The sequence below is a fragment of the Agrobacterium sp. RC10-4-1 genome, from assembly GCF_014138475.1.
Lineage (GTDB): Bacteria > Pseudomonadota > Alphaproteobacteria > Rhizobiales > Rhizobiaceae > Agrobacterium > Agrobacterium pusense.
In genome coordinates this window covers 112300-137431 of the sequence record NZ_JACJIT010000006.1, presented here as the reverse complement: position 1 = coordinate 137431, position 25132 = coordinate 112300, and the positions used below count along the sequence as shown (strand labels likewise).

23 protein-coding genes, 1 pseudogene and 1 riboswitch are annotated in these 25132 nt (G+C 60.0%); of the genes and pseudogenes, 5 read left to right on the top strand and 19 right to left on the bottom strand.

Features of this window, described 5'->3' with window-relative positions; genetic code table 11:
* Positions 1–17: 17 nt before the first annotated feature.
* From FHW77_RS17715 to FHW77_RS17685, 7 genes are read right to left on the bottom strand one after another with little or no spacing between them, the layout of a single operon-like run.
* Complete coding sequence (locus FHW77_RS17715) at positions 18–1097, bottom strand: ABC transporter ATP-binding protein (protein ID WP_044459792.1); 1080 nt, start codon at positions 1095–1097, stop codon at positions 18–20.
* 22 nt (positions 1098–1119) lie between these two features.
* The gene (locus tag FHW77_RS17710; protein ID WP_035208507.1) at positions 1120–2163 is read right to left on the bottom strand and encodes a carbohydrate ABC transporter permease; all 1044 of its coding nucleotides are present in this window, start codon (positions 2161–2163) and stop codon (positions 1120–1122) included.
* Positions 2156–3124, bottom strand: a complete 969-nt coding sequence (locus FHW77_RS17705; protein ID WP_004438359.1) for a carbohydrate ABC transporter permease — start codon at positions 3122–3124, stop codon at positions 2156–2158. Before FHW77_RS17705 ends, FHW77_RS17710 begins: the two co-directional genes overlap by 8 nt.
* A gap of 57 nt (positions 3125–3181) precedes the next feature.
* Positions 3182–4453, bottom strand: coding sequence for an ABC transporter substrate-binding protein (locus FHW77_RS17700; protein ID WP_004438356.1), 1272 nt, complete (start codon positions 4451–4453; stop codon positions 3182–3184).
* A gap of 22 nt (positions 4454–4475) precedes the next feature.
* Positions 4476–5549 (bottom strand): Gfo/Idh/MocA family protein, encoded by a 1074-nt coding sequence (locus FHW77_RS17695; protein ID WP_044459791.1) that lies wholly within the window; start codon positions 5547–5549, stop codon positions 4476–4478.
* Positions 5546–6562 (bottom strand): Gfo/Idh/MocA family protein, encoded by a 1017-nt coding sequence (locus tag FHW77_RS17690; RefSeq protein WP_044459790.1) that lies wholly within the window; start codon positions 6560–6562, stop codon positions 5546–5548. The genes FHW77_RS17695 and FHW77_RS17690 overlap by 4 nt, the downstream gene beginning before the upstream one ends.
* Positions 6555–7607 carry a Gfo/Idh/MocA family protein gene (locus tag FHW77_RS17685; protein WP_044459789.1) on the bottom strand — a complete coding sequence of 351 codons (1053 nt, stop codon included), beginning with the start codon at positions 7605–7607 and terminating at the stop codon, positions 6555–6557. The genes FHW77_RS17690 and FHW77_RS17685 overlap by 8 nt, the downstream gene beginning before the upstream one ends.
* A gap of 103 nt (positions 7608–7710) precedes the next feature.
* Between FHW77_RS17685 and FHW77_RS17680 the strand changes: the two genes are divergently transcribed.
* Both FHW77_RS17680 and FHW77_RS17675 read left to right on the top strand, forming a co-directional pair.
* Positions 7711–8424 (top strand): GntR family transcriptional regulator, encoded by a 714-nt coding sequence (locus FHW77_RS17680; RefSeq protein WP_044459788.1) that lies wholly within the window; start codon positions 7711–7713, stop codon positions 8422–8424.
* 33 nt (positions 8425–8457) lie between these two features.
* Entirely contained in the window at positions 8458–9378 is a 921-nt protein-coding gene (locus FHW77_RS17675) for an SMP-30/gluconolactonase/LRE family protein (RefSeq protein ID WP_044459787.1), read from the top strand.
* 24 nt (positions 9379–9402) lie between these two features.
* On the opposite strand, the gene FHW77_RS17670 is transcribed toward FHW77_RS17675, so the two are convergent.
* From FHW77_RS17670 to FHW77_RS17640, 7 genes and pseudogenes are all read right to left on the bottom strand, one after another.
* Positions 9403–10716 carry an HlyD family type I secretion periplasmic adaptor subunit gene (locus FHW77_RS17670; RefSeq protein ID WP_044459786.1) on the bottom strand — a complete coding sequence of 438 codons (1314 nt, stop codon included), beginning with the start codon at positions 10714–10716 and terminating at the stop codon, positions 9403–9405.
* Positions 10703–12550, bottom strand: a complete 1848-nt coding sequence (locus tag FHW77_RS17665) for a type I secretion system permease/ATPase (protein WP_044459785.1) — start codon at positions 12548–12550, stop codon at positions 10703–10705. Before FHW77_RS17665 ends, FHW77_RS17670 begins: the two co-directional genes overlap by 14 nt.
* A 14-nt stretch (positions 12551–12564) precedes the next feature.
* Positions 12565–12771: pseudogene (locus tag FHW77_RS17660) on the bottom strand (hypothetical protein); the annotation flags it as partial.
* An 80-nt stretch (positions 12772–12851) separates the two neighbouring features.
* Positions 12852–13604, bottom strand: coding sequence for an ABC transporter ATP-binding protein (locus FHW77_RS17655; protein WP_004438328.1), 753 nt, complete (start codon positions 13602–13604; stop codon positions 12852–12854).
* Complete coding sequence (locus FHW77_RS17650; RefSeq protein WP_044459784.1) at positions 13598–14665, bottom strand: FecCD family ABC transporter permease; 1068 nt, start codon at positions 14663–14665, stop codon at positions 13598–13600. Before FHW77_RS17650 ends, FHW77_RS17655 begins: the two co-directional genes overlap by 7 nt.
* Complete coding sequence (locus tag FHW77_RS17645) at positions 14662–15801, bottom strand: ABC transporter substrate-binding protein (RefSeq protein ID WP_044459783.1); 1140 nt, start codon at positions 15799–15801, stop codon at positions 14662–14664. Before FHW77_RS17645 ends, FHW77_RS17650 begins: the two co-directional genes overlap by 4 nt.
* Positions 15802–15899: 98 nt before the next feature.
* Entirely contained in the window at positions 15900–17033 is a 1134-nt protein-coding gene (locus FHW77_RS17640; RefSeq protein ID WP_044459782.1) for an ABC transporter substrate-binding protein, read from the bottom strand.
* A 113-nt stretch (positions 17034–17146) separates the two neighbouring features.
* Here FHW77_RS17640 and FHW77_RS17635 point away from each other — a divergent pair, with 113 nt between their 5' ends.
* Complete coding sequence (locus FHW77_RS17635) at positions 17147–17971, top strand: class I SAM-dependent methyltransferase (RefSeq protein WP_044459781.1); 825 nt, start codon at positions 17147–17149, stop codon at positions 17969–17971.
* 144 nt (positions 17972–18115) lie between these two features.
* On the opposite strand, the gene FHW77_RS17630 is transcribed toward FHW77_RS17635, so the two are convergent.
* The 5 genes from FHW77_RS17630 to FHW77_RS17610 form a co-directional block, all read right to left on the bottom strand.
* Positions 18116–18568: a pseudoazurin gene (locus FHW77_RS17630; RefSeq protein ID WP_044459780.1), complete on the bottom strand. Its 453-nt coding sequence runs from the start codon at positions 18566–18568 to the stop codon at positions 18116–18118.
* Positions 18565–19362 (bottom strand): ABC transporter ATP-binding protein, encoded by a 798-nt coding sequence (locus FHW77_RS17625; protein ID WP_044459779.1) that lies wholly within the window; start codon positions 19360–19362, stop codon positions 18565–18567. The genes FHW77_RS17630 and FHW77_RS17625 overlap by 4 nt, the downstream gene beginning before the upstream one ends.
* Positions 19359–20387 carry a FecCD family ABC transporter permease gene (locus FHW77_RS17620; protein WP_162699260.1) on the bottom strand — a complete coding sequence of 343 codons (1029 nt, stop codon included), beginning with the start codon at positions 20385–20387 and terminating at the stop codon, positions 19359–19361. Before FHW77_RS17620 ends, FHW77_RS17625 begins: the two co-directional genes overlap by 4 nt.
* A complete protein-coding gene (locus FHW77_RS17615; RefSeq protein WP_044459777.1) occupies positions 20384–21415 on the bottom strand; it encodes an ABC transporter substrate-binding protein in 1032 nt (343 codons plus the stop codon). Before FHW77_RS17615 ends, FHW77_RS17620 begins: the two co-directional genes overlap by 4 nt.
* A gap of 159 nt (positions 21416–21574) precedes the next feature.
* Positions 21575–21808: riboswitch (cobalamin riboswitch) on the bottom strand.
* A gap of 125 nt (positions 21809–21933) precedes the next feature.
* The gene (locus tag FHW77_RS17610; protein ID WP_004438306.1) at positions 21934–22812 is read right to left on the bottom strand and encodes a GNAT family N-acetyltransferase; all 879 of its coding nucleotides are present in this window, start codon (positions 22810–22812) and stop codon (positions 21934–21936) included.
* A 224-nt stretch (positions 22813–23036) separates the two neighbouring features.
* On the opposite strand from FHW77_RS17610, the gene argE reads away from it, so the two are divergent.
* Together argE and FHW77_RS17600 are read left to right on the top strand one after the other, a co-directional pair.
* On the top strand, positions 23037–24161 hold the full coding sequence (argE, locus tag FHW77_RS17605) for an acetylornithine deacetylase (RefSeq protein WP_044459776.1): 1125 nt from the start codon (positions 23037–23039) through the stop codon (positions 24159–24161).
* Between the two features lie 21 nt (positions 24162–24182).
* On the top strand, positions 24183–25106 hold the full coding sequence (locus FHW77_RS17600) for a 2-hydroxyacid dehydrogenase (RefSeq protein WP_044459775.1): 924 nt from the start codon (positions 24183–24185) through the stop codon (positions 25104–25106).
* The last annotated feature ends 26 nt before the right edge of the window (positions 25107–25132 follow it).

Below are 25132 nucleotides of genomic sequence, written 5' to 3'. Positions count from 1 at the left end.
GGTGGTGCCTAAGGCTGTCAGTCCTGCCGGAGCGTCAGCCCGCTCGTCGTGTCGAAAAGGTGGACGTGTTGAAGTGGCGCCGAAAGGCGGATGACTTCGCCCGCCGATGTCGAGGTCTGGCCGGAAAGATGCAACGTTACAGGAGTGCCGTCACCGAGATTACCGTAGAGATAGGACTCCCCGCCCAGCTGTTCCGCCGTGCGCACCGACATGGTCAACGCGCCGCCCTCGCCCGGCTCCACATGGTTCGGGCGGATGCCGAGCGTCACCTTCTGGCCGGGCTTATAGGCAAAGCCGGTCTGTGGCAGCGGGATCAACTCGCCCGTCGCGATTTTAAGCGCGGGCATTGCGTCCGAGGTCACTTCGCCTGCGAAAAAGTTCATTTTCGGGGAGCCGATAAAGCCTGCCACGAAGAGATTGGCCGGGCGGTTGTAAAGGTCGAGCGGCACGCCAAATTGTTCGAGTTTACCAGCGCGCAAAACGGCAATCTTGTCGGCCATGGTCATGGCTTCCACCTGATCATGCGTGACGTAGATCATGGTGTTGCCGAGCCGCCGATGCAGACTGGAAATCTCACCGCGCATATCGACGCGCAGTTCCGCATCAAGGTTGGAAAGCGGTTCGTCGAAGAGGAACACGCGAGGTTCCCGCACCACGGCGCGGCCGATGGCGACGCGCTGGCGCTGCCCACCCGACAAATCCTTGGGACGACGCTCGAGAAGCTGATCGATCTGCAGCATCTTGGCGACCTGCGCGATCTTCTCGGCGATCTCCTTCTTCGGCGTGCCGATGTTCTCAAGACCGAAAGAGAGGTTTTCGCGGACCGTCATATGCGGGTAGAGGGCGTAGGACTGGAACACCATTGCAAGGCCGCGATCCGCAGCCGGCACCGTATTGACCACATCACCGCCGATGACGATATCGCCGCCGCTCAACTCTTCAAGGCCAGAGATCATGCGCAGCAGGGTGGACTTGCCACAGCCGGAAGGGCCGACGAATACGCAGAATTCGCCGTGCTTGATATCGAGATCGACGCCTTTGATCACATCGAGGGCGCCATATGTTTTTTTGACCTGACGAAGCTCTATACTTGCCATTGTCGTATTTCCTCCCTGAGGATTATTTGCCGCCCGTGGACGCAATGCCGGTGGCGATATATTTTTGCAGGAACATGAAGACCAGCGCGATCGGGGCGAGTGTCAGCACCGTCATGGCCAGAAGATTGCTCCATTCCGTAGTCATCTCGCCCTGGAAGGAGTTGAGCGCCAGCTGCAGGGTGAAGTTGTCGTTGCGGGTCAGCACGATCAGCGGCCAGAGGAAGTCGTTCCAGCGCCACATGATCGCAAGGATCGCGAGAACCGCGAGCGCGGGTGCCGAGAGCGGCAGGATGATGCGCCAGTAGATTTTCCACTCGCTGGCCTTGTCCATGCGCGCCGCATCGAGGATCTCGTCCGGTATCGTCAGCATGTATTGCCGCAGCAGGAAGACGCCCGTGGGTGTCGCCGCACCGGGAATGATGACGCCCCAGAGACTGTTAATCAAACCGAGCTGGCTGGTGATGAGAAACAACGGCACAAGCACAACGGTCTGCGGGATCATAAGCGTACCGACCACCAGCGCCAGCACGGCGCCCCTGCCCTTGAACTGATATTTCGAGAGCGCGAAGGCCGCCATGGAATTGACGATCAGCATGATGATGGTCGAGGTGACCGTGATGAAGGTCGAGTTCCAGAAATAGAGCGGGAAATTGAAGCGCTGGAAAAGCTCGGTGTAGTTTTCCGTCGCGAGCGCCACCTTTTCAGCCGGCTTCAGCTCGTTAAACTGCATCTTCAGCACTTCCGCCGGCTTGGCGGGATCAACCACCTGCGCCACGAGGCCGATACGCCTGATCATGCCGAGCTTACGGCCATCCTTGTCGACATAGGCCGGCAGCGGATTTGGCTGCCCGTCAACCACCATGGTTTCCTGGCTATAGGGCAGCAGCCGTGGCGGAAAGCGCTGGAGATCGGCTTCCGTCTTGAACGAGGAGAGCACCAGCCAAACGACAGGACCGAACATCATCAGCACGGCCACGCCGAGATAGGCGTAGGACAGCCAGTCGGTCCAATGCAGCTTGCCGTTACGGCCGCGGGTACGGGTCAGAAATGCGCCAATCCTAGCCATCGACCTTGCTCCTGTTTGCCCGGAATTGCAGGGCGGTCAGCACCACGAGCACCACGGCGAGCAGCAGCGAAGCGGCGGCAGCAAGGCCGAAATTCCGGGGCGTCCCGGCAAAGCCGGTCTGATAGATGAATTGAATGATGAAGGTCGTCGCCGAACCCGGGCCACCGCCGGTAAAGGCAAAGACTTCATCGAAAGTCTGCACGCCCTTGATGACCGACAGGACGAGAACGACGAGCATGGTGGGCGCAAGCAGCGGCAGGGTAATGCGCCGGAAGATGCGCCATGGGCTTGCCTTGTCCAGCTGCGCCGCCTCGTAGACATCGCGCGGGATCGCCTGAAGGCCGGCGAGGAGAATGAGCGTGTAAAAGCCCATATGCGCCCAGACCGACAGGAAGACCGACCAGCCGAAGGCAAGATTGGCTTCGAGCAACCAGTCCACCGAACCGAGGCCCAAGCCTTCCATCGCCGCATTGAGAACGCCGAAACGCTGGAGTATCCACTTCCAGATCAAGGCCACGACGACAGGCGACAGCAAAACAGGGAAGAAGAATACCGCACGGAAAAAGCCGCGCGCCCGGATATCGCGGTTGAGCACGATGGCCGTGATCAGCGAAAAGCCGACCATGAAACCCACCTGCAGCACGACGAAGAACAGCGTGTTCCAGACGGAACGCCAGAAGAGATCGCGCGCACAGGAATTGGGATCGAGATAATTCTGACAGGAAAGAAGGACCGAAAAGTTTTCGCCGCCCACCGAAGGGCGCTCGGAAAGCAATATGTGTTCGCTGCCGGTGACGGAATAGGCCATGTTCAGCAGGATCGGCAGGAAGGCGAAGACCGCAAAGAGGATCAGGTTGGGCGTCAGAAACACCCACGCAATCCGCCTGTGGCCAAGAACCTTCTGCAGGAAGGAAAAGGGCAGTTCGACAATGCCCATGACGGGCGCAAGAAATTTATACATGAGGGTCCTCCTTCGATCCGGCGCGGCGCGGCATGCGCCGCGCCGGAAGGCGATGGATCACTTCGCCTGTTTCAACGCTTCCTCAAGGTCCGTCTTCGCACGGGCCATGGCCTCATCAACGGTGCTTTCACCGACAATGGCCTGCGTGATGCGCTGGACTGAGATGTTGAACATGGCGCGGTTGTTCTTGTAGCCCTGGTAGGCGTAGGCAATCGGGCTGAGACCGGGGATCTGGTCGAGCCAGGCATTCATGGCCTTCTGCGTCGCAGGCGTCGCACCGGTATAGGTCACGCCCTTGTCCGCCACCGACTTGTTCGCCGGAACGTTGCGGGTGCGCACCGTAAAGTCGAGATAGTTCTCGTCCTGAGCAAGGAAGTTCAGGATGTCGGCAACGATCTTCGGGTTTTTGGTCTGCTTGAAGCCGACGATGCCGGTGCCGCCGGGCATGCCGGTGCAGGCTGCGCCACCGCAGGGCTGCGGCACGACTTCCCAGTCAAAGGCATCGCCGACCTGGCTGTCGAAGCGCGCTGTCTGCCAGCTGCCGGAATAATAATAGACCAGCTGGCCGTTGATGAATTCCTGCGCGGCGTCGCGGTAGGTATTGCCGCCCTGACCAGCCCAGACGTCACGCGCCATGGTGCCGTCCTTGTTCCACTCCACGAACTTCTTCACGAACGTGGTGAAGCCTTCATCGACGAGGATCGGCTTGCCGTCAGCGTCGAAAATCTTCGCGCCGTAAGAGATGGCCGGGCCGGCGATGCGGTGGCCGGAACGATCGATCGCCATCGGGTAAGGCGTGCCGGTTGCCTTCGCAACGGCATTGGCGGCCTTCGCCCAGTCGTCCAGCGTTGCATCCTTGCCGGGAACGGCGACGTTTGCCTGATCGAACAGGGTGCGATTGATGAAGGCGCCGGTGATGGTGAGCTGCGTGTGCATGCCGTAGATGCCCTTGTCGTCAGGGCCGCTGCGGTACCATTTCAGCACGTTGGAGAAATTGTCCTCCCAATACTTCGCGTCCACATAGGGCGTCAGATCGAGATAATAGCGGTTGAGACCGCCAAGATCGGTCACGGTTGCGAAGTCAGGACCGCTGCCGCCGGCGAGCTGCACGGGCAGACCTTCCAGCAGCGCCTTGTAGGGCACGACATCGGTGACGATCTTCACATCAGGATGCTGCTTTTCGTAACGTGCGAGAATATCCTTCAGGATTTCGCAGCCGTTGCCGTCATAAGCGCAGGTGAAGCGCACTTCCTGGGCCGCCTGCGCGGCACCGGCAAAGGACGCCGCGCCAATGGCGAGCGCCAGTGCCATGCTGTATTTTCTGGTCATCTGGTTTCCTCCCGTTAGATGATTATGCTTTGGCGGATGCGCTCGGAGCCCAGCCCTTGATCCACTCACCTTCGGCGGCATCGGACAGACGAACCGGCTTTCCTTCCCGGACGGATCGGTAGATGGCTGTCACGAGTTCGATTGACTGCAAGCCGTCATGAACCGTCACTTCCTTGCCGCCGCGTCCTTCCATCGCGTCGGCAATAGCTTCGACAAAACCGGCAAAGCCGTTTTCGCCATCAGCCACCGTTGCCAGAACAGAGTCGATCTGATCCTGCGTCGTCGGGGCGCGGGCAATGAAACGCCAGGTGTCTTCCGCCGGACGATACGGCAAGGTGCCGCTTTCCGCCGTGAAGCCCTCGAAGCAGAAACGCAGGCGCGAGGTGTCTTCGGCCGCGCCGAGCGTGACCGAGCTGGTTGCGAGCGCACCGCTTTTCATGCGGAAGCTGAGTGCTGCGCAATCTTCGGTTTCGATTTTGTTGACCCGCGTATCGGCCATGGCGAAAACTTCCTCGACCGGACCGAGGACGTGGCAGAGAAGATCATGGGCATGAATGGCATGACCAAGGATTGCACCGCCGCACTCACCCTTCCAGGTGCCGCGCCAGGGAATGTCGTAATAGCTGGCACCACGGTTCCAATGGACTTCCGAGCTCGCGACAAAGGCCTTGCCGGCAAGACCGGCATCGATGAGCGCGCGCATCTGCCGCATGGCGTGTCCGAAGCGGTACTGGAACACGGGAAACACGCCGCGACCGGTCTTCTCGACGGAATCGATCAGCGCATTGGCTTCTTCCAGAGAGCGGACCAGCGGCTTTTCGCAGACCACATCCTTACCCGCCGCATGCGCCTTCAGCGTCACCGGAAAATGCAGGTGCGGCGGCAGGCAGACGTCGATCAGCTGGATGCTCTCATCGGCTAGAACCTCATCGAGATCGGTGGTCAGACGAATGGAGGTATCATCGCCGGCGACGGAGCGAGCGCGCTCCAGATCGAGATCGCAGATCGCCTTGACGACGAAGCGATTGGGTAGCGCCCGATAGCCGCTCAGATGCTGGGCGCCGATGCCGGCGCCGATGATGGCAACACCAATCATTTCGAGGCTCCCTCAGCCTTGGCCTGTGCCTGCAGCGACAGGTCGCAGACCTTGAAGACGTGTTCCTGCGTCATTGCCGTTTCCGTGCGGTTGCGGATATCGTCGCAGATGCGAGCGAAATAGGGCAGGCCAGCACCGGAAGCATCGATATACTCGCAGCGGTCACCATTCACGAGAACGAGGCGGTCGGTGCCTTCGGTGTTGCCGACGTCAACATATTTACGCAGCTCGATGTAGCCCTCGGTGCCGAGAATGGTCAGACGACCGTCACCCCAGGTCGGCAACGCATCCGGTGTGTACCAGTCGACGCGGATATAGCCGTGGCCCTTGTCGCCGCGCAGCACGACCTCGCCAAAATCCTGAAGGCCAGGATCGTGCGGGTTGGCGTAATTGGCAACGGTGGCGGACACGATCTCAACCTCGGTCGAACCCGTGAAGAACATGAACTGGTCGATCTGGTGGCTGGCAATGTCGGTGATGATACCACCGTAGGCTTCGCGCTCGAAGAACCACTTCGGGCGAATCTGGCGGTTCAGGCGGTGCGGACCAAGGCCGACAGTCTGGATGACGCGGCCGATGGCGCCCTCGGCAACGAGTTCAGCTGCCTTTGTCACACTCGGCACTTCGAAGCGCTCGGAGAAATCCACGGTCCAGATGCGCTTGGTCTTTGCCACCGTCTGGCGCAGGCGGTCGAGCTGTTCGAATGTGGTGCAGCCGGGCTTGTCGGACATGACATCCTTGCCGGCTTCCATGGCGGCAATCGCGAGATCGGCGCGCTTGGAGGGAATATCGGCGATCACGACGAGATCGACGGTGCCGTCAGCCAGCAGCGCCTCTTTCGATGCTGCGCGCGGCACATCCGGGAAGCGCTTGACGAAGCCTTCCACGACATCGGGCTCGCCTTCCGTCCACCAGCCGGCAAATTCGGCGCCGGCATCCAGCAGGTTCTGGGCCATGCCGAAAATGTGCCGGTGCTCAATCCCGAGAGCGACGAACTTGATTGCTTTACTCATCCTGCAGTTCCACTTCCTTGCCGGTGTCGGCCGAGTTGATGATCGCGTCGATCAATCTGTGAGACAAAAGAGCCGCTTCACCGGTGACGACCGGCGGGCGTCCTGAAGAGATGGCGTCTGCGAAATCATCGAAGACGCCCTGATGCCATTCATGCGTGAAAGCCATGGGGTCGGCGCCGCCGCCCGTGCCAGCGGCCGCGCCGCCAAAAGTCTCCTGCCGGCCATCGCGCCAGTCGAGATGCAACAAACCCGAAGCGAGCCGCAGGCTGGCATTGTCGAAATGCAGCAGGATCGATTCCGCAGCGCCGGGGAAACTTGCGGTGCTTGCCACCAGCGAGCCAACGGCACCATTCTTAAAGCGCAGCCCAGCAGAAACATAATCTTCGGTTTCCATTCGATGGAACCGCGTCGTCGCAGCCATGGCCTGAACACGGGCCACTGGCCCCGTCAGGCTCAATGCCAGATCGATCGTATGAATTGCCTGGGAGATCAGGACGCCGCCGCCATCGCGCGCCAGCGTGCCGCGACCCGGTTCGTCGTAATAGGATTGCGCGCGCCACCAGGGCACGGAGATTTCGCAGAGGCCTAGCGCGCCGAGCGTGCCGCCATCAACGAGCTCACGGGCTTTTTGCGATGCAGCCCGCATGCGGTGCTGGAAGATGATGCCGAGAGTAACACCTGCCTCGCGACACAGGGCAACGAGACCGTCTGCTTCCTGCGTATTTCTGGCAACAGGCTTTTCCATCAGGATGTGCTTGCCGGCTCTCGCCAGTTTCCCGACGATATCAATACGGGCATTTGGCGGTGTTGCGATGATGGCGAAATCGACATCCGTATCGCGCGCCGCCTCCTCGACTGAGGAATAAACCGCAACTTCATATCCGGTGTGTTTCGAGGCTTCGGCGGCCAGCGCCTTGGCGCGGCCGGAGCCACCGTCGACTATGCCTTTCAGGCGAATTTTTTCAGGGCTTGCCGCGCAGGCAAGCACATGCGTCTTCGCTACCATTCCGGCACCAACAATGACGCAGGTCTTGATATTTTGCATTTCGGGAGCCTCCTTCCCAATGCGCAATCATTTGCATACCGGTATGCCGGTTGTCAACAGACTTGTGTTCCGGTATACCGGTTATGAGAACGCTGGAGGGTATATGCCGAAAATTCCCGTGACAGGCGGCACCGTGCCGACAATGGAGCGACTGGACCTTAACCGTCCGGTCGTGGACCAGATTTATTCCGCGCTGAAATCCGCCATCCTTTCGCGGGAGCTTTTTCCCGGTCAGGCAGTCTCGGAAAACGAAATCGGACAGTCGTTCAATTCCAGCCGAACCCCGGTGCGGGAGGCGCTGAGCCGTCTGCGCGACGATGGTTTGATCGTGACGCTGCCAAGCCGCGGCACCTATGTTTCGAGATTATCGGAAAAGAACATCCGCAGCGCGCAATTCATCCGCGAGGCACTTGAGGTGGCGGCAGTGTGCAGGCTGTGCCAGATCGGCCTGACAGCGGAAGCGGAACAGGAGATCGAACACGCCCTGAACGGCCAGCGGGCAGCAATGCGCAATGGAGACAGAAAGGCTTTCCGCGTTCATGACGACCAATTCCACAGCGCGCTTGCCGCCGCGACGGGGCTTGAAAGACTGGAATCCCTGCTGATCCGCGAGAAGGCGGGGCTGGATCGCCTGCGCGCACTCGCCATAACCGACGAAGCGCATATGGCACGCCTGCTTTCCGAACATGAGGCTGTATATGACGCAATCAGGGCAGGAGACGAAGTCCGCGCGACCGATAATTTGCGCAAACATCTGAGACGTGTCCTCGGCATTCTTTCGCAAGTCTTCGAGAACCACCAGGACTATTTCGAGTAATTCTGCGGCATCTTTTTCAACGGTTCGAACATCATGAATACGGCAAATCCCGGACAAGCGCTTGCCATGTCGCAAACGAAACTTCTGTGCGACACGATGAGTACATTGGCGGAATCCCCTGTCTGGGACGAGCGGCGACAGGTGCTTTTCTGGTGCGATATTCTCGGAAAGACCGTGCGGTGCGCAGGTCTTGAGCCCGGCGTCTATCAAGAATGGCCGTTCCCCAGGACAGTTTCAAGTCTCGGCCTTTGCCAGAACGGCGAACTCATCGTCACTTGTGGCATGGACATCGTCATCCTCGATCCGGACAGCGGCAAAACGCGTCTCCTCCATTCCATTCCGGCACCCGAAGGCATCCCGTGCCGGCTGAATGACGGACGGATCGGCCCCGACCGCGCTTTCTGGGTGGGAACAATGCACAATGTGCCGCTTTCGGACATGGAGCCCCATGGCGAGCTTTGGCGGATCACCGAAAAAAGCGCCGAGCGCATGCAGACCGGGCTGACATGCCCGAACGGCCTCGCTTTTTCTGCCGACGGATCGATCATGTGGCAAAGCGATTCCGTCCAGAAATGGATACGCCGGCGAAAATTCGACCGCCTGAACGGCACCTTCGATGAGGGTGTACAGGTGGCCCGGATGACCGAAGAAACAGGAAGACCCGATGGCGGCTGTCTCGATAGCAACGGCAACTATTACAGCGCGGGCGTTTCCGCTGGCGTGTTGAACATTTTCTCGCCCGATGGCAAGCTGACGAACGCGATTGCGGCTCCTGTCCCTCACCCCACGATGCCCTGCTTCGGAGGGCCTGATTTCAGCATCCTTTTCCTGACATCACACCGCCACAACATGTCCGAAGACCGGCTTGAGAAAGCGCCATTTTCGGGCGGCGTCTGGGCTATCCCGACGCAAACGAGAGGGTTTGCCGGCTTCCGTTTTGGCGACGGTGGATAACGCCCTCAGGTCGGGTTCGAATTCCTAGTCCTCCCGGAAAGCGCGGCTGATCTGGTCCGTCAGCGGTTTGGCGATGTAGGACAGCGCCGTTCTTTCGCTGGTCTGGATAAAGGCCTCGGCGGGCATGCCCGGCACCAGCGGCGCATTGTTCAGCTTCTTCCGCTCGGTAACCGGGACGGAAATCCGTGCCAGATAATAGGAGAGCCCGGTGCGCTGATCTGTCGTGATATCCGCCGCAATGCGGCTGACATGACCTTCCAGCTCCGGCGTGACACGCTGATTGAAGGCGGTCATGCGCAGCATGGCCTTTTGCCCCACCCGAAGCTGGTCGATATCTTTCGGCAGGATCTGCACCTCGAGCGCAAGGTCATTTCCGTCAGGTACGATCAGCATGATCGGATCTGCCGGCGTTACAACGCCCCCCACCGTATGCACAGCCATTTCATGCACCGTGCCTGATTGCGGCGCGACGATATCAATGCGTTTCAATTGATCTTCGGCGGCAACCTTGCGCTCGACGAATTCGCCCATCTGGGCCTGTATTTCGCGCAGTTCCCTCCCGACCTCGGTCCGCAATTCCTGATCGATCTGAAGGATTTGCAGCTTGGTTTCGGTGATGCGCCCCGCAGTCTGTGCCTGATAGGCGATTTTTTCGCCGCGCTCCCCGCCGAATGTCGCGGCCTGAGTCTGCAGGCTGTTCAGCCGCTGCACGGAGACGACGCCCTGTTCGCGCAGCGATTTCTGCGAGGCAATTTCAGCCTGCAACACCGCAAGCCCGTTATCATAGGCCACTTCCTGCGCCTTCAGACCTTCGATCTCATGTTCGAACTGGGTGATGCGCTCGGACAGCTGCGCTTTCCTGCCCTCTCGATAGGACTTGCGGAATTCGAACAGCTTCGTTTCACTGCGCATGGCAGAAGCGACATTCGGGTCATCCATGCGCGCGATCAGAGTCCGCGGAAAGGCGAGTTCAGGCAAATCGTCCCGCTCGGCTTCCAGTCGGGCCATCCGTGCAGTCAGTTCGTCCAGGCGCTTGGTCACGATGGCGAGATTGGCACGGGTCTGCGTCGCATCGAGACGCATGACCACATCGCCAGCCTTCACCCTCTCGCCCTCATTCACAAGAATTTCACCGACGACACCGCCGCTCGGATGCTGGACCTTTTTCGTGTACGAATCCACAACCAGATGACCGGAGGCGACGACTGCACCGGCGAGATGGGTCGTCGCGGCCCAGCCGCCGACACCGGCCAGAAGCGCAATGCTTGCGGCAAGTCCCGCAAAGAGATGCTTGCGGATGGAGCGGGAAACGCTGCTGCGCTGATCAATCTTTGACATCCGTCTCTCCCTTCCGGCTGTTCTCTTCACGGCCGTCTTCCAGCCCGGCAGGCCGGGCCTGGGTATTGGCCACGACGCGCAGCGGTGAGACCGTTTGCGCGGATGCGGTGAAACCTTTGCCGCCCTGCCCCTGCGGAACACGCAGCACCTTGGAAAGCACCTCGTCGCGCGGGCCAAAGGCCTTCATCCTTCCCTCTTCCATCATCAGGATGAAATCCACCGCACCGATGGCACTTGGCCGATGGGCGACGACAACGGCAATACCACCGCGCGCCTTGACGGAGGCAATCGACCGGACCACCGCCGCCTCGCCTTCCGCGTCAAGATTGGCGTTGGGTTCATCCAGCACCACGATAAAGGGAGTGCCATAAAGAGCGCGGGCCAGACCGATGCGCTGGCGCTGCCCGGCCGAGAGAGCTGAACCCGCCTCGCCTATATCGCTGTCATACCCCTTTTCGAGACGCAGGATCAGCTCATGTGCGCCGGCAGCCCTAGCTGCAGCGATGATGGCTTCGGGATCTGGGTTGTCCGCGAAACGGGCGATATTCTCGCCGATGGTGCCTTCAAAAAGTTCCACGCCCTGCGGCAGATAACCGATGTGGCGGCCAAGCGCTTCCCGGTCCCACTGATCGAAGCTTGCGCCATCGAGCCGCACCTTGCCGGCGGCAGGCATCCACGCGCCGGTGAGAATGCGCGATAGCGTCGATTTGCCCGAACCTGACGGACCGATGATGCCGAGCGCGTTTCCGGCTGTCACGACGAAACCGAGCCCAGCAACGATGGGCTTTTTTCCGCCCGGCGGAACGATGGTGACATTCTCGACCCGTAATTCCTTCTCTGGCTTCGGCAGGGCCATGGCAGCGGCATCGGCCGGCATTTGCGAAAAAAGCTCTCTCAGCCGTGCCCAGCTCTGCCGGGCGGCCACGAAGGACCTCCAGTTGGAAATGGCGAGATCGACAGGCGCCAGTGCCCGGCCCATCATGATCGAACTGGCGATCATCACGCCGCCGGAGGCTTCCTGCTCGATGACGAGCCAAGCGCCGACAGCAAGAATTGCCGATTGTAGAACGGCCCGAAGCGATTTTGCGATATTGCCGAGGCCGCCTGCCACATCGCCCGCCCTGCGATTGGCGGCGAGATAGGCCTCGTTGGAATTTTGCCAGCGTTTACCGAGCCGGCCGCCAAGCCCCATGGCCTGCACCACCTCTGCGTTGCGGCGGGAGGCCTCCAGCTGCCGGTTGCGGACCATGTTTTCCACCATGGTGTCGCGGATTGGTTTTTGAGAAAAGATATTGGTGAAAATTGTGAGCGAGACCAGCAGCACAGCGCCGGCGAGCGCCGTTACACCGATCCAGAAATGGAACAGGAAACATATACCGAGATAAAGCGGCATCCACGGCAGGTCGAAAAAGGCAGTCGGACCCGTGCCGGATAAAAAGCCGCGTACATTGTCGAGATCACGCAGCGGCTGAAGGCCGTCACCCGGCATGCGGTTGACGAGCGGCAGGCGCACCACGGCGTCATGCACTCTGCGGCAGTAGCGCAGGTCGAAGTCTTCGCCGATACGGATCAGGACACGGGCACGGATGATATCGAGCAGGCACTGGAAACCATAAAGCCCGAGAGCAAGAAGCGCGAGCCCGACCAGGGTCGGCAGACTGCCGCTTGCCAGTACCCGGTCATAGATCTGCAACATGAAAAGCGGCGACGTCAGCGCCAATATGTTGACGACACCGCTGACGAGCGTGAGGCCGAAAAACGTAGTCTTGAGGGGCGAAACGACCGCCGCAGTGAGGGACTGCGGCGGTGTCTGCTGCTGGTTTTGAAAGCCCACAGCCGGTTTTTCCTTTACGCGGCAAGCGCCGGTGCGCTGGCGAAAATGAAGTCCGATGCGTCGAGCACATTGGCATCGACGCCGTTCAGCGTGACGGAGACGGACGTGTCTGTGGCCAAGAGGATAACGGCATTTCCATTATCATCATACCACAACAAATCGTCCACCGATGTTGCGCCCCAGGCGGATACATCGAGCTTGTCCGTACCATCCTCATCACCGAGAATTAGTGCGCCGACGCGGGCCCATGGCCCGAGTTACCAGGGAACCCGGCAATTTTTGCAGCCGGGTTCTTCCATCGTCAGATTGCCCCGTCGACGATGACCATCGGCCTGCCCTGCGAGCAGGGTTCGATACGTGCATCAATGCGATAGATTTCGCGCAGCATGTCGGATGTTATCACCGCTTCCGTGCTGCCGCTCACCACCATTTCGCCCTGTGCGATCACCATCGTCTTCTCGCAATAGCGCAGCGCGTGGTTGAGATCATGCAGAGCAATCAGAACGATCATGCCTGTCTTCTGCGCGAGTTCGGTGACGAAGCCCAGAACCTCGATCTGCCGGTGGAGATCGAGTGCGGAAGTCGGCTCATCCATCAGCAGCACCTCCGGCTTGCGGGCAAGCGCCTGTGCCAGCGAGACCAGCTGGCGCTGGCCGCCTGACAATTCGCCAAGCCCGCGGAAGGCAAGGTCATGGATTTTCAGCGCCTTGAGAATGGCGTCGATCTCGAACAGCTCATGATCCTGAACGCGCCAGCCGCCGCCCTGCTTGGCGGAAAGCAGAACGGATTCATAGACCGTCAGTACCGCGTTTGCGCCGGTGTCCTGCGGCATGTAGCAGATGGCGCGGTCTCCACGGGCGGTATCGGAAAGTTCCACCAGCCCGGGACCGGAGATCAGGCTAGCGATGCGCTTGAAAAGCGTCGACTTGCCGGCGGCATTCGGGCCGATCACCGCCGTCACGCTACCGCTTTCGAGCGTATCGATGCCCACCTTGGAGAGAACCGTGGTGCGCCCATAGGCGGCGCCAACATCCTTCAATGCGAGGGCTACCATGCGCGTCTCCTGTTACCGAAAATAAGCGCGAAAAAGAAAGGTACGCCCACCAGCGCCGTGATGACGCCGATCGGCAGAACAGCGCCGGGAATGAGTATCTTGCTGATGACCGAGGTTGCAGACAACAGCAATGCTCCGCAGATCACCGAACCCGGCAGGAAGAAGCGCTGATCTTCACCCACCAGCATGCGGGCGATGTGCGGCCCCACCAGCCCGACAAAACCGATTGTGCCGACGAAAGAAACGGGAATGGCGGCCAGCAGGCTGACCGTCAGCATCGTCTGCAGCCGCAGACGGCGCACATTGATGCCCATGCTGGCCGCCTTGTCATCGCCAAGCCTGAGCGCCGTCAGCGCCCAGGCGTTGCGCATGAACATCGGCACGGTAACGAGAAGAATGGCGGCGGTGACATAGACCTTGTCCCAGGTCGCCTTCGTCAGGCTGCCCATGGTCCAGAAGACGACGGCGGCAAGCGCCTGTTCGGAAGCGAGGTATTCGAGCAGCGACAGCGCCGCATTGAAGGTAAAGACCAGTGCGATGCCAAGCAGCACGATCGTTTCAACCGTCACACCGCGAAGCGTTGACGCGAAATGGATGAAAAGGGCCGCAACCATTGCCATGATGAAGGCATTGATCGGCACCATGTAGTGCACGGCGCCCGGAAAGATCGCCACCCCGCCGACGAGCGCCAGCGCCGCACCGAAGCTTGCGGCGGCCGAGATGCCGAGCGTGAACGGACTGGCGAGCGGGTTCGACAGGATGGTCTGCATCTGAGCGCCCGCCATCGAAAGCGACGCGCCGACGGTGACCGCCATCAGCGCGATCGGCATGCGGATGTCCCAGATGACCACACGCAGCTGGTTTCCCACCGCGGCCGGATCGGCGATGGTCGCAAGCACTTCGGAGAGGGTGTAGCGAGCCGGACCGAGCGCCATGTCTGCGGCCATGCTGAAACACAGGGCGATGAAAAGCCCGAAGAGGATGACGATCCTGCGCGCGGCAAGGGCGCGATATTGATCGCGCCCGCTGACGCCAACGGCGCTTTCATTCAGCGAACTCATTGGTTCAAACCTTTTTCGAGCGAGGCGAAATAGCCGGGCTTGTAGGTGACGGGAAGGAATTTCCGGTGAAACTCCTCGAAATTCTTTTCCGGATCGAGATCGGCGAAGAGGTCCGGGTGAAACCACTTGGCGAATTGCTGGATCGGGAAAAACTCGTAAGGCGCGCCATAGAACTGGTGCCAGACGGCGTGCACGTTGCCTTGCTTGACGGCCGTCAGTTCCGGAAACGGCGTGCGCTTCATCAGGTTGGCCAGCCGCTCACGGGAAAGAGCCATATCCGCACCGCGTCCTACGGGAACGAACTGATTGATGTCGGATTCAGCCGCCCAGTTCGAACCTGTGACAATCACGTGCTCGGGATCGGCAACGACGAGTTGTTCGGGATTGAGGTCGCCAAAGGTCGTCTTGATGATGCCATCGGCAATATTGCGACCACCGGCGAGATCGACCATGGCACCGAAATTGGCCGGGCCAAAAGTGCGGCAGCAGTTGTTTTCACCAGAAATGCCGGGCGAACGCTCAATGAAGACGTTAGGGCGCTTCAAGTCCTTGACGCTGGCGAGCCGGTCGGTCACACGCGCGATTTCGGCACGGCGATAGGCGATGAACTCCTTCGCGCGCTCTTCGGCGCCGAAGAGTTTGCCGAGGATTTCGACCGAGGCTTCACTGTTCTTTTCGGGATCGATGCGAAAATCGAGATAGACGACCTTGATACCCGCAGCTTCGGCTTTTTCTTCGAAACCGCTTTCCTTGGCTGATTTCTCCGCTTCGAGATTGAGTGTGATGACATCAGGCGAAAGCGTGATGGCCGACTCGAGGCTGAAATCCCCCTGTGGCACGTAACCGAAGCGCGGCAGTTTCTCGATCTCGGGGAAACGCTCGACGTAGGCGGCGTAGCTGTCCGGGTCCTTCTTGAGCAGGTCGTCACGCCAGCCAACAATAGTATCGAAAGTCTGGTCGCCCTTTAGCGCCGCGATGACGTGAACCTGGCGCGCCTCGCCAACGATGACACGCTTCGCCGGCAGGTCCAGCTCGATCTTGCGTCCGGTGACATCGATGATCTCCCCGGCATGAGCCGCGACGGCGAGAAGGGAGAAGGCCAGCATCGCAAGATGCCTGAGGGCGTTGAGCCGCATGAGAAGGTCCTCATCAAGTTCAAAACAAAACGATGAAGCCGCGTGGCTGCGGCTTCATCCATCGAGTGGACCGGCGCTCCTCCTTCACCGTCCCTGTCTTATTTCGCATCCTTCAGCGAAACGAAGTAGCCGGGCTTGTAGTCAAGCGGCAGGAAGCGGGCGTGAAGTTCCTTGAACGTGGCTTCGGGATCTAGATCCTTGAAGAGATCAGGGTGCAGCCACTTGGCGATTTCCTGAATAGCCACGAACTGATAGGGATTGTTATAGAACTGGTGCCAGATGGCGTGGACATTGCCATCCTTCACGGCCTGGACGCCTGTGAAAGCCGGGCGTTTGGTCAGGTTTTCCAGCTTGCGACGGGCCTCCTTCACATCCGCGCCGTAACCGACGCCGACCCAGTTGCCGCCGGGAACATAACCGTTCCAGTTGCCGCCGGTGATGATGATCTGCTCCGGGTTGGAAGCGATGATCTGCTCAGGATTGACGGTGCCGAAGGTGCCCGGAATAATATCCTTGGCCATGTTGACGCCGCCCGCCAGCTCCACCATCTTGCCAAAATTCTCGTTGCCGAAAGACATGCAGCAATCGTCGGAGTAACCGCCGGCACGCTCCATGAACACTACAGGTTTCTTTGGATTTGCCTTTTCAAGCGTGTCCGTTACCTTCGCGATGGATTCCGCCCGGAACGTGATGAAGTCTTCCGCGATTTTTTCCTTGCCGATCAGCTTGCCCATCAGACGCATGCTCGGCTCGGTGTTTTCCATCGGCTTTTCGCGGAAGTCGACATAGACCAGCGGAATGCCGACCTTTGCGAGCTTTTCGATGTAACCTGCCTCTTCGGTCGCCGTCTTCGCGTCGATGTTCATCAGAATGACGTCGGGCTTCAGGGCAACGGCCTGCTCGACATCGAAGGTGCCATCCTTCATGCCGCCGAAAGTCGGCAGCTTGGCGATATCGGGGTATTTGGCGAGATAGGCGTCGTAGGTTTCCGGATCGGCCTTCGACAGATCGTCACGCCAGCCGACCACGTGCTGGAAAGGGTTTTCCTTGTCGAGCGCCGCCAGGAAGTAAATTTGCCGGCCTTCGCCGAGAATGACGTGCGAAACGGGAACGTTGACTTCGACATCCCGGCCGGTCACATCCTTGACGGTGACCTTTTCGGCCAATGCCGGCCATGCGGCAGATACGAGAAGGCCAAGGGCAAATGCCGCAGATTTGGCTGAGATGCGCATCGGATATTGCTCTCCAGTGTTGACTGGCGCGGCTGTATTATTTTCTGACTGTACTAGTCAACATTTATGTTTTAGAGCCATTCTTAACTGACCGGTACATGAGCTGAAGACCAATGATCGACACCATAGAATATGGCAAAAACGACAGCCTGAGAGACGAAATCAAAGCCTACTGGTCCGGCCGCGCCGCGACTTTCGACCTGTCCCCCGGCCATGAAATTTTCTCCGAAGAGGAGCGAGAGGCGTGGCACGCGCTGATCTTGAAACATCTTGGTCCGGGTGAGGGGCGCAGCGCGCTCGATCTTGCCAGCGGCACCGGCGTCATCTCTCACCTCATGGACGATCTCGGATTTCAGGTTACCGGCATGGACTGGTCCGAAACAATGCTGGCGCTTGCCCGTGAAAAAGCAAAAAGCCGTGGGCGTGGCATCCGTTTCTTCGTCGGCGATGCCGAAAACACGATGGAGCCGGATGAGAGCGCCGATGTCATCATCACCCGCCATCTGGTCTGGACGCTGGTCGATCCGCGGGCAAGTTTCGCGGAGTGGTTCCGAGTGCTGAAACCGGGTGGACGCCTGCTGATCGTGGATGGCGATTTCGTGAATACCAGCTGGCGCGAAAAACTGGTAAAGAAACTTGCGGCAGGTCTCGAAGGCTTGGGATTGGTCAAACAGGATCAGCCGCACAAGCCAGCGGATCCGGAAAACACCTTCACCAGCATCCTGTCGCGTGTCTATTTTTCAAACGGTGCGAGAGCCGGCGAAGTTGCAGCGCTTCTGCGACAGACGGGTTTCCAACCTGTTGCAATCGATCAGGAACTCCAGGCCATTCACCGCGCCCAGGCGAAAAATTTCAGCCTGCTGAAAGGTATACTCCGGGGGCTGCAGCATCGTTATGCAGTCTGCGCGGTGAAGCCGGACATCACAGGCAAAACCTGAGGCTCAGTCTGTGTCCTCAGGCCAGATTGTGAGATCCAGAGCGTCAAGTCCCTGACCGTAGAAGACTGTCTTCTGATGACCAATGCGCAACGGTGACTGGGGGGCGGATCATTCCCTGCCCTGTTGCACGGACTGACCGGCACCTCATTTTTCCGCGCGCTCGAAAAGTTCCTCGAAGCGCGGTTTTGCCCGAGCTGGCATATCGACCGTCCGGTAGCTCTGCGGCAGGGTCGCATCGCCGACCTTGATCAGCATGACCATGCCCATGCCATAATGCGGTGAACATTTGATACCGTAGAAACCCGGCTTGTCGAAACCGGTCTCGAATTCATCATTGATCCGGCTTTTGAAACCTTCCACACCTTCAGGAACCATCCCCTCAACGGTCGCGGCATTGTGACTCTTGTGGGTCGGCACGAAGCGTACGCGATCACCGGCGGTGATCTCCAGAAAATCGGGCTCGAACACCATTGGGCCCTTCTCGCCCCTGTTCAGCATTTTCACCTCGAAGGTTTCTGCCGAGGCATGTACGGATAAACCCGACCCCATGAGCACGGCAACGCCTGCAACTCTTGCAAGCCTCAGCAATTTCATCATGCCATGACCTTTCTTGCATGATCGGCCCGTCCGTGGGCCGGCAGAAAACGAATGTGCGAAAAGCCGCTTCCATCAACCGTCACAACGCATTCCACTCCGAAGACGGACGCTATCGTTGCCGGCGTCAGGACTTCGCGCGGCGCGCCGATGGCGATCATCTCACCGCGATGCATAATGGCGACGCGGTCGCAAAACATGGCGGCGTGATTGAGATCATGAAGGGCCGCCACAACGGTCAATCCCTGCCGGCGCACCAGATCGAGCAAGCCGATCTGGTGGCCGATGTCGAGGTGATTGGTAGGCTCGTCCAGCAGCAGAATATTGGGCTCCTGCGCCAATGCGCGGGCGATATGCAGTCGCTGGCGCTCACCACCGGAAAGGTGGTGCCAGCTGCGCTCCGCCTTGTCGGCCATGTCGACATTATCGAGCGCGGCCTCGACGATCGCGTCGTCATGCGCAGACCACGCCGAAAGTGGACCGAGATAGGGCGTGCGCCCCAATTCCACCGCCTGTCGTGCCGTGATGCGCTCGGTGGTTTCGGCCTGCTGCTCCACAAAAGCCAGCCGGCGAGCGAGTTCACGCCGTCCGAGGGAGGCGAGCGGATCGCCGCCGAGCATGACGTGACCGTGGCGCGACTTGCGGGTGCCGGCCAGCATGGAGAGCAGCGTGCTTTTACCGGACCCATTCGGGCCGATTATGCCGAGAAACTCTCCGGAGCCGACATCGAGCGAGACACCGCGTACGATGTCGATATTGCCTGCGCGAAATTTCAGGTCATGAGCGGATAGCTTCACGAACGTCCCCTCTTCTGTCCGAGGATGAAGGCGAAGGCGGGCGCGCCGACGAGCGCGGTGATAACGCCGATGGGCAGCACCTGCCCGGGAATGACGATGCGGGAGAGAATATCGGCGATGATCATGAATACCGCACCGGTCAATGCTGTCACCGGCAGCAGCAGCCCATGGCGGACGCCGACGAAGATGCGTGCCGCGTGGGGAATGACGAGGCCGACAAAGCCGATGGACCCGACCAGCGAGACCATCACCGCAGTCATGATCGCCGAAACCGAGATCAGTACTGCATAGGTCCGCCGCACCGGAATGCCGAGCGAGGCGGCCGCCTGCCCGCCGAAGGCGAAAGCATCAAGCGCCCGGGCGTGCCAGAGGCAAACCGCAAGACCGGCAACACTGACCGGCAGCGCCAGCCACACATCCGGCCAGCGCACGCCCGAGAGGTTCCCCAGCAGCCAGAACATGATACCGCGCGCCTGTTCGGCATTGGCGGATTTGGTGACGATGAAGGACGTCATGGCATTGAACAGTTGCGAACCGGCCACACCGGCCAGGATGATGGCACTGTTGCCGTGCCCTGCACGCATCGCCAGAAGACTGACAAGCGAGAATGCGACGAAGGCACCGATCAGTGCCCCCGCCGGCATTGTCAGAAAGCCCGCCCAAAAGCCGAGAAGGGCCACGCCCACCGCTCCGGTGGAGGCGCCCGCGGAAATACCGAGGATATAGGGGTCGGCAAGCGGGTTGCGCAGCAGCGATTGCAGAACCGCGCCGGCAAGCGCCAGTGAAGCCCCGCAGCAGGCGGCCACGACGGCGCGGCTGAGACGATAGCTCCACACAATTCCCTCATCCAGCGGCTCCAGCGGATAACCGGCGTCAAACACCCGGTTGGCGATGGTTTTCGCCACCACATCGAATGGAATGGCGGTTTCGCCGATGGCCGCCCCGGCCATCAGCGCGCCGAGCAGCAGGGCGAGCGCGGCAAAAACCAGCCCTCCTCTGCCGAGATGGATTGAAAACCCGCTCACTTGGCGAGACCGGCAGCCGAAATTGCCTCAGCCAGCGTTTCAATGCCTTCGATCGTCCGGATGGTCGGGTTCATCGCCTGGGCATCCATCTCGAAGACGTGACCTTCCTTGACAGCTGGCATGATGCTGGCCACGGGATCGGTGGCGAGGAATTTTTGCTTGACGGCGATGTCGTCAGCCGGGAAACGGCGGCGGTCCATCTTTCCGGCCACAATCACCGAAGGATTGGCCTTGGCGATGGTTTCCCAACCGACCGTTGGCCATTCTTCGTCGCTCTCGATCACATTCTCCAGGCCGAGCGCCGACATGATGTAGCCGGGCGCGCCATTGCGGCCCGCCACATAGGGATCGATATCCAGTTCCGCGCTGGAGAACCAGAAGACGGCGGAAAGCTTGCCGTTTGCGGAAGCAATCTTTGCGCGGGCAGCATCTTCCCGTTTTTTGAGATCATTGACCACTTCTTCGCCGCGATCCTGGACGTTGAAAATCTGCGCGAGGTCGCGGATTTCCTGATAGATCAAATCCATTGTGAAGCCGGTCTTGCGCACGCCGTCGCCGCCCCCGGAATTGTCCTTGCCCACGCAATCTGCCGGCGAGGTGTAAACAGGAATGCCGAGTTCGGCGAATTGCGCCGGCGTACCGACAACGCCCTCGGGGCCGATCTGCCACTGGAACTGCGTTGTGACGAGGTCCGGCCTCTTTCCGACGACGGCCTCGAAGCTTGGATCATTGTCGGCCAGACGCTCCACCCTGGAATTGGCCTCCTCATAGTCCGCAAGGACCGGGCCGATCCACAGGGCCGTGCCAACGACCTTGTCGGCCAGCCCGAGCAGATAAAGAACCTCAGTCGTGCTCTGGCCGACGGAGACGGCGCGGGCGGGCGGCTGCTTGAAAGTGATGTCGTGACCGCAGCTTTTGATTGTCAAGGGATATGCCGTTTCCGCGGCATTGGCGGTGGCGGCGGGCAGAACTGCAAGCGCAGCAGCGAGAAAGCCGGCGCGGACCGGCAGGCGTCCAGAATGAAACATGTGTTCTCCAATCGAAATGAAATCGCTTGTTCCAGAGCAGCGGCGTCAGAACGCGCAGCAACCACGGAACGTCTTGTACGGAGAACGGTAACAGGACGCAAACCAAATGTTATGAAATAACATTACAATCTCCTCTTCCGGGCTTCCCCGCCCGTAACGATGGTTTATATTTTGACGGCAGGTCTCCTGACTCACGGATTTGCGCCTTTCATCTGCCTTCCCGCATTCCGGAGAATGCAGTGGCATGACGCCATCGGCGTCACGAGGATGAGCGGCAATCCGCTTACAGTTGCGGGGGCAGCCACGGCATTGGGCGATAATCATCACCCGCACCGTGTTCCCTATTAATCCCTTCGCCTTTCGGCTGCAGGAACCGTCGCTTTCTCACATAAGGGTCAAGGGGCAGTGCGTCAATCATCAAAGCATGTTTCTAGCGCAGCGGAACGCATCGCGTCGGGCGACGCCCGAAACAGGACCACCACATAATCAGTCGAATTGAGGCGGTTCAAAACTGCGCTTCAGCACAGCGATGGACCCGCAAGGGCGAAAATCCTCGCCGGACCCGAACCCGCAGGCTGCGGCGCCTGTTTCGACATGGTGGTAAGAGTTTCGATCACGACCAGGCCGGATTGAGTCAGAAAATCGGTCAATACGCCCTGGTCTTGCACGGCATCCAGACGGACGAGCTGATCGTCCAGATCGGCAAAATGCCGACTCACCAGCGCGACCGCATCTTTCTCCTCAACTGCGACGACCGGACCGACGATGTGACCTCGCCCGGCCGCCCGGCGCAGCGCGAAAGCCACCAGACGATCGACCTCGAAAAGGCCATAGCCAGTATTGTCGCGCAGAAGACGTTGCAGCACGCCCCGCCTCGATACGCCCAAAGCCACCCGGTCAATCGTCACGACCGCCGACAAATGATCTTCCGAGAGGGGCTCGATCCGTTGCTTTCTGCCAAGCCCCGGTGTCTGCACGGGGGAGCGCGCCCTGCCCCTGAACAGCTGCACCTTTTCCGCATCTCCGGAAAAGCCTAACCCTGCAAAAAGACGACGTGAAACGTCGGTGGCGTTCAGCCGCAAGACGGTTGACGGGTATTTTGCCAGAAGCTGCCGCACCAGCCAGGGCGCCACGCCACGCCCCTGCAGACGTGGCGATACGATGACCATGCCGAGCGTCGCGAAACCCTGATCATAGGGAAAGAGCATCGCTGTCGCGACAACACGGTCGATCTCGTCCAGCGCAGCGAGACCGACACCGCATTGCCGCAGGAAACACCATTCATTGGCGTGATAGCGCCATCCGACCGCCATGGAGAGGGCGTGCAGACGATCTGCCTCCACATCGGCAATATCCACGGTCCGCAACTCGAAACTATCGACTTTGAGCAGCTCCATCGCAAACGGCTCTCACTCCCTCCAGCGCGGGGAACCAGCGTTCCCGGCGTCCAAGCCATGACGTCCGAGGATAACGAGCCATGCCAGCACGAATTTTCTGAAAGCACTGGAAGGACACAACAATCTACCGAAATACCTCGCTTTTCAGCAGATAAACGCCTTCGGCCGTTCTAAGCTTTTGCAATGAGCAATGCGGCCATCATAACGGGCCAACGGGGACGACCATGAACGCAATCGAAATCCTTGAGCGTCTCGTCGCCTTTCCGTCAGTGGTGGGAACGGCCAATGGCGACATTGCCGGATGGATTGCCGAATATTTGGAAAGCCATGGCGCAAGAGTATCCGTGATTCCGGGGCCGGAGGGAGACCGCGCCAATCTCTTCGCCACCTTCGGACCAGCCGATCGGGCCGGTTACATTCTGTCCGGGCACATGGATGTGGTACCCGCCGGAGAACCGGAATGGTCTTCCGATCCTTTCCGGCTGAGAACGGAAAACGACAGGCTTTACGGACGCGGGACGACCGACATGAAGGGTTTTCTGGCAACCGTCCTCGCCGCAGCCCCTGCCTATTCGCGCATGACGCTTCAGCGCCCCGTGCATATCGCCTTTTCCTACGACGAGGAGGCAGGTTGCCGCGGTGTTCCCCATCTCATCGCGCGCCTGCCGGAACTGTGCGCGCCACCGGCGGGCGCCATTATCGGCGAGCCCAGCAATTTGCGTTCCGTGCGTGCCCACAAGGGAAAAGCCGCGGCGCGGGTCAGCATCCGTGGCAGGTCAGGCCATTCTTCACGGCCCGATCAGGGAGTGAACGCCATTCATCTGATGGCAGGCATCATCGCGACGGCGGTGGAGGCGGCAGACGCGTTGACCCGGGGTCCTTTAGAGAAGACCTTCGAGCCGCCCTACTCGTCCCTGCAGATCGGTACCGTCAACGGCGGACAGGCGATCAACATCATTCCCGATCATTGCGCCATCGAACTGGAGGCAAGGGCTATTTCAGGTGTCTCGCCAATCGACCTGCTGGAGCCGGTACGACGTAGCGTGGAGGCGCTCACCGCGACAGGTGTCGATATCGAATGGCTGCCGATGAGCGCCTATCCGGCGCTGTCGCTTCTCGCCGAGGCCCCGCTTGCCTCGCTTTTGGAGGAACTGACCGGCACTCCCGGTCTCGCGGCCGTCAGCTATGGCACGGAGGCCGGGCTCTTTCAGGCTGCGGGCATCGACGCCATCATCTGCGGCCCCGGCGATATCGGCCGCGCCCATAAACCGGACGAATTCATAACAGCGGGCGAACTTTCCGCCTGCCAGTCGATGCTGGAAACGCTCGGCCGGCGCTGCACGGCTTGAACCCTCGAGACCACAGATCAGATGACATTTCTATTTAACTCCGACGCCAGACGCGGCGAAATCTTCCGGCAGGCCCTGGCTGACGAATTGCCGGATCTCCCCTTCGCAATGGATGCCTCCAAGGTCGATCCCGATGCAGTCCGTTACCTCATCACCTGGACGGTGCCGGAGGATATAGCGCGTTATCGTAACCTCGAAATCCTCTTTTCGATCGGGGCCGGTGTGGACCAGTTTCACATCGATACGGTCCCGCAGACGGTGAAAGTCGTACGCATGGTGGATGAGGGGATCATCCGCATGATGCAGGAATATATCTGCCTCGGCGTGCTCGCCCTTCACCGCAATCTCCCCGCCTATTTGAAACAGCAGCGGCAGCAGTTGTGGAAGGCGCTGCCGCAACGGCAGGCAGAAGACTGCCGGATTGGCGTTCTTGGCCTCGGCATGCTGGGCGTCGCAGCGCTGGAGCGGTTAAGAACTTTCGGCTTTCCGCTCGCCGGCTGGAGCCGGTCGCCGCGCGAGATCGATGGCGTCACCTGTCACCATGGCGATGACGGGCTGAAAGCCATGCTCTCCACCAGCGACATCCTCATCTGCCTGCTGCCGCTGACGGACGAGACCACCGGACTTCTCAACGCCCAGCGCCTGAGCCTTTTACCCGATGGCGCGGGACTTGTTCACGCCGGACGTGGCAGACAGCTCGATCACGGCGCACTCCTCGATGCGCTCGATAAAGGCCGGCTCTCGGGTGCAGTGGTCGACGTTACGGATCCCGAACCGTTGCCCGAAGACCATCCTTTCTGGACCCACCCCAAAATTCTCCTGACGCCGCATATCGCCAGCGTCACTCAGCCCCATTCCGCGGCACGCACCGTTGTCGAAAACATCAAACGTCACGAGTCCGGTCTTCAACCGCTCGGCCTTGTCGACCGCCGCCGCGGATATTGATCATCACGCCTGTTTCAGAAAGGAAA